The 4,642-nt window shown below is 43.0% G+C and carries 5 protein-coding genes and 1 pseudogene; all 6 read left to right on the forward strand.

Features of this window, described 5'->3' with window-relative positions:
- Positions 1 to 93, forward strand: a pseudogene (locus tag ACEW8S_RS14815) (enoyl-ACP reductase); the annotation flags it as partial.
- 7 nt (positions 94 to 100) lie between these two features.
- Positions 101 to 1,183 carry a glycosyltransferase family 2 protein gene (locus ACEW8S_RS14820; RefSeq protein WP_373518906.1) on the forward strand — a complete coding sequence of 361 codons (1,083 nt, stop codon included), beginning with the start codon at positions 101 to 103 and terminating at the stop codon, positions 1,181 to 1,183.
- 29 nt (positions 1,184 to 1,212) lie between these two features.
- Positions 1,213 to 2,169, forward strand: coding sequence for a CdaR family protein (locus ACEW8S_RS14825; protein WP_373518907.1), 957 nt, complete (start codon positions 1,213 to 1,215; stop codon positions 2,167 to 2,169).
- Positions 2,166 to 2,768 carry a dephospho-CoA kinase gene (gene coaE / locus ACEW8S_RS14830; RefSeq protein WP_373518908.1) on the forward strand — a complete coding sequence of 201 codons (603 nt, stop codon included), beginning with the start codon at positions 2,166 to 2,168 and terminating at the stop codon, positions 2,766 to 2,768. The genes ACEW8S_RS14825 and coaE overlap by 4 nt, the downstream gene beginning before the upstream one ends.
- Before the next feature lie 76 nt (positions 2,769 to 2,844).
- On the forward strand, positions 2,845 to 4,428 hold the full coding sequence (locus ACEW8S_RS14835; protein WP_373518909.1) for a sensor histidine kinase: 1,584 nt from the start codon (positions 2,845 to 2,847) through the stop codon (positions 4,426 to 4,428).
- A 29-nt stretch (positions 4,429 to 4,457) separates the two neighbouring features.
- Positions 4,458 to 4,642: response regulator transcription factor (locus ACEW8S_RS14840; protein WP_373518910.1), on the forward strand; the 185-nt coding region annotated here is incomplete at its 3' end.

Raw genomic sequence — 4,642 nt, forward strand, 5'->3', positions numbered from 1 at the left:
ACCAAAAAAGTCACGATGCAAAACCTTTTTCACGACGGTGGGTTCTCGAATACCGGGGTCAGCCAAGAGGTGATGGAGCAGTTTGCGAAGTGATCACTGAATGAAAATAGCCTTTTCCTTCATTATTCCAGTGTACAACCGGCCCGAGGAGATTGGTGAGCTTTTGGAAAGTCTGGCCGTACAGACCTTTTCCGATGCTTTTGAAATCGTGGTTGTCGAAGACGGTTCTACCATTCCCTGCGAGCCGATTATTGTTGATTTTATGCACAGGCATGTGGAAGGAAAGGATGTGCTTTCCGTCACCTACCTGAAAAAGCCCAATTCCGGTCCGGGTAGTTCTAGAAATTACGGGATGGCGCGGGCCAAAGGCGATTATTTTATTATTTTGGATTCCGATTGTATCCTACCGCCCGAATATCTTGATACCGTTGCAAAATCCCTTCAAGCGGAGTATGTGCATTGCTATGGCGGTCCCGATGCGGCGCATGAATCGTTCAGTTTGGTGCAAAAAGGAATCAATTATGCCATGACCGCCGTATTGACTACCGGCGGCATTCGGGGAAACCGAAAAGTATCGGACAGGGTTTCCGGTAATAAAGGCACAACTGCCGGTCAAAAAGGAGGATTTCAACCACGCAGCTTTAATATGGGGCTTTCCAAATTGGCTTTCGAAGCTACCGGCGGTTTCGGAAATATCCATCCGGGAGAGGATCCGGACCTAACTTTTAGAATCTGGGACAAGGGTTTTGTCACGAAGTTGATTCCCGAAGCTTTCGTTTACCATAAAAGGCGCATCGACTGGTATAAATTCTTCGTTCAGGTGAAAAAGTTCGGTATGGTCCGTCCAATCATAACCCGACGATATCCGAAAACGGCAAAGATGACCTACTGGTTTCCTACGTTGTTTTGCCTAGGATTTTTGGTGGCCCTGATATTTTGGAATCTCGGAATCGTGCTGCCCATGTGGTTGTATGGCCTCTATTTTGGAATAATTTTTTTGGATTCCCTACTAAAGAACAGAAGCTTGGCCATAGCGATGCTATCTTTGGTTGCGGTGTGTATACAGTTTGTGGGATATGGTTACGGTTTCCTTAAGTCCACCATCTTCCTTAACTTTAGCGGCAAGAAAGCCGAAGAGCTATTTCCGCATTTATTTTTTAAGGATGCCGATAGGGTAGATTGAACGCTAGACAAGTTCATTAATCGATGAAGATGATAAAGAGCATAAAACGAGTCCTGAAAAAGCGAAAAGCGAAAGTATTCTTTGCATTTTTGGGCTGTTCTGCCGCTATTTGGTTTATCAATGCCCTATCACAAACCTATGTCAGTACCGCGGCCTTTGATCTGGAGTACGTGAACTTTCCCGATGGATACTTGTTCAAAGGTGCCTCAAAAAATGAAATGGATGTAAAGATAAGGGCCGGAGGATTCCAGTTTCTCGGATTTAATTTCAAAAATAAAAAAGTTAGCATCGACGTAGCCGAAGCGGAGAAAAACAATTCCAAGTTCTACGTTCCCGAAAACCGTTACCGCATTCAAATAGAAAAACAGATGACCGGTTCGATGGCGCTTTTAGAAATCGACGATGACACCCTCTTTCTTGATTTGTTGCCGGTAATCATAAAAAAGCTGCCCGTTAGACCCCGGGTACAAATGAACCTGGCGCAGAACTATCTATTGGATGGACAGATACGGATGACCCCCGATACTATTTCGGTGACCGGTCCCAAAGATGAAATAGATAGTATCACCCAAATACGGACGGAAAAAACAACCTTGCCCGATCTTACTTCCGACTTTGTAGAAGAGCTGAGCTTGTTCAGATCCCCGAAATTAAAGAACACGACCTACTCAGTGAACACTGTAGTATTGAGCGGTAAGATCGCCCGCTTTTCGGAAAAGATTTTTGAGGTGCCTGTTACGGTCATTAATCTTCCCGATGATCTCGACGTAAAGACGTTTCCCGATAGGGTATCCGTTATATGCAAGGCGAAAATGAAACGTTTAAAGGAGCTGAAACAGACTGATTTTCAGGTCGTCGCGGATTATAAGGCCAAAAAGAACGAAGCATCCGAAGAACTGCTGCTAGAGCTGCGCAAAAAACCAGAAGGGATACATAGTGTAAAACTCAAGGAAACAGAAGTTGAATATATTATAAAACAGAAATGAAATATGTAGGCTTGACCGGGGGCATAGGCAGTGGTAAAACGACCGTGGCAAAGATGTTTGCCGAACTCGGTGTTCCTGTGTATAATTCCGATGACCAAGCCAAAAAGCTAATGGAAACCTCTAAAGCCGTGAAAAAAGCTTTAAAAAAACTCCTTGGCGAAGCCGCCTATTCGGGTGAACGGTTAAACAAAACCTTCATCTCCGAACAGGTGTTTACTGATAAGTCCCTGTTAGGGAAGCTGAATTCCATCGTACATCCGGCGGTAAGAACCCATTTTTCGGCCTGGTCGAAATTGCAAAAAACAGCCTACGTGATTCAAGAGGCCGCCATAATTTTTGAGGTAGGTTCACAAGATTTCTACGATAAGATCATTTTGGTAACAGCACCCGAAAACCTGCGTATAGAACGTATTATGGATAGGGATCCACAAAGCTCACCTACCACTATCAAGGCCCGGATGCAAAACCAATGGGAGGATGCACGAAAAATCGATGCCTCCGACTATATAATCGAGAACCTTGACCTGAAAACAACGAAGCGTCAAGTGTTGAACATACACCGCGCCCTAGTTGAAAATGACCAAAATTCTGAATTTTAACATTTCTGTTAAGGTTTGGTTAAACACTTCGATTGCTACTGTTAAATCTTTAATTTTACAAAGAACGGTTTGACACATGAACAAGAGGTTATTTGTGCTGTTGGTGGTGTTGATGAGTCTCTCCCTGATAGGAATAATCTTGGTCCAGGTGTTTTGGATCAAGCAATCGGTAGCGGATAAAGAGGAGCAATTCACCACTACGGTATCCGAAGTATTACACAACGTTTCGGAAAAAATCGAGGAGCGGGAACGGAAAGATTATTTTGAACGCTATATCAATATACAGGATAGTGTCGGCGGCGAACCTAGAAGTTCGCATTTGAAGGATATTTTTTTCATTGACCGTGACGCCAATTCCAACGAAATCCGGTTTTATTCCCACGGTATTCTTGAGGAAGATTACAATATTTCATCCACGTTCTTTGACAACGGCAATGCCAACGATACGACTACCATAAAAGGGTATACCAGTAAGCGCACCAAGACGATTTATAAAGAGGATTTTGGTATTGACGGTAAGGGTTTACAGTTGACGGCAGTTCAAAAGCTCGAGAAAATTGGGGGACTTTCGTCTATGGAGAAAGCAGCCTTTGAAGATGTATTCAGCGAATATGCCAAAAAAGTGCCGATTCACAAAAGAGTAAGCAAACAGGAAATCGAACTGCTTGTAGCTCGTGAGCTGAGAAACCGAAATCTGAACCTTGACTTTGAATACGGCGTATATAGTAGGGGTTTGCCAACGAAGGTAAAATCCCCGAAATTCAAATTGGCTGAAAACGCGCTTTATAAAACCCCTATTTTTAAGGATAGTGAGGGGAATAGTAGTTTTTCGCTCTTGATTTCCTTTCCGAAAAAGAAAGGGTTTTTGATGGGATCCATCATGGGGCTGGCCATTTTATCCTTATTGTTTACCTTGGTAATAGTGGCTTCATACGCAGGTGCTATTTATCAGTTGATCCGACAAAAACAGATAGCCGAGATAAAATCCGATTTTATAAACAATATGACCCATGAATTCAAAACGCCCATCGCCACCATAAATTTGGCGGTGGAAGCCATACGGAACCCGAAAATCATCGGTGACCAAGAGAAGGTGCAGCGTTATCTAACTATGATTAGGGACGAGAACAAACGCATGCACGCACAGGTCGAGAACGTATTGCGCATATCGAAATTGGAAAAAAACCAGCTGGATATTAGTAAGGACAGGGTAGATGCACACGACATAATTCAAGATGCTATCGCCCACGTCGAGCTCATTGTAGCCGATCGGGGCGGGTATATCGAGACCCATCTCAATGCAGATCGCAGTGAGGTAGTGGCCAACGAGATGCACTTTACCAATGTCATTGTCAATATTATGGACAATGCCATAAAATACTCCCCCGAAGCACCTCGTATCGATATTTTTACGGAAGTTGCCAAAAACCACATCATCATAAAGGTACAGGACCATGGTGCCGGTATGAGCAAAGCGGTAGTCAAGAAGGTTTTTGAAAAATTCTATCGCGAGCATACGGGAGACATACATAATGTGAAAGGACATGGACTTGGTCTAGCCTATGTTAAAAAAATAATAGACGATCATCAAGGTGAAGTCTATGCGGAGAGTGAAAAAGGAAAAGGAAGCACTTTCTACATAAAATTGCCTTTAATCTGAAGTCCTAGTGACTTCGCTAACTCAATACTATGGAAACAGTAAACAAAAAAATACTTTTGGTAGAAGACGATCCCAATTTTGGGATAGTGCTCAAAGATTACCTGTCAATGAACGATTTTGACGTTACCTTGGCAAAAAACGGAATGGAGGGGTTTGAAAAATTTAAAAAGGATAATTTCGACATCTGTATTTTAGATGTTATGATGCCCTATAA

Origin of the sequence: Pricia sp. (assembly GCF_041745955.1) — a bacterium.
GTDB lineage: Bacteria > Bacteroidota > Bacteroidia > Flavobacteriales > Flavobacteriaceae > Pricia.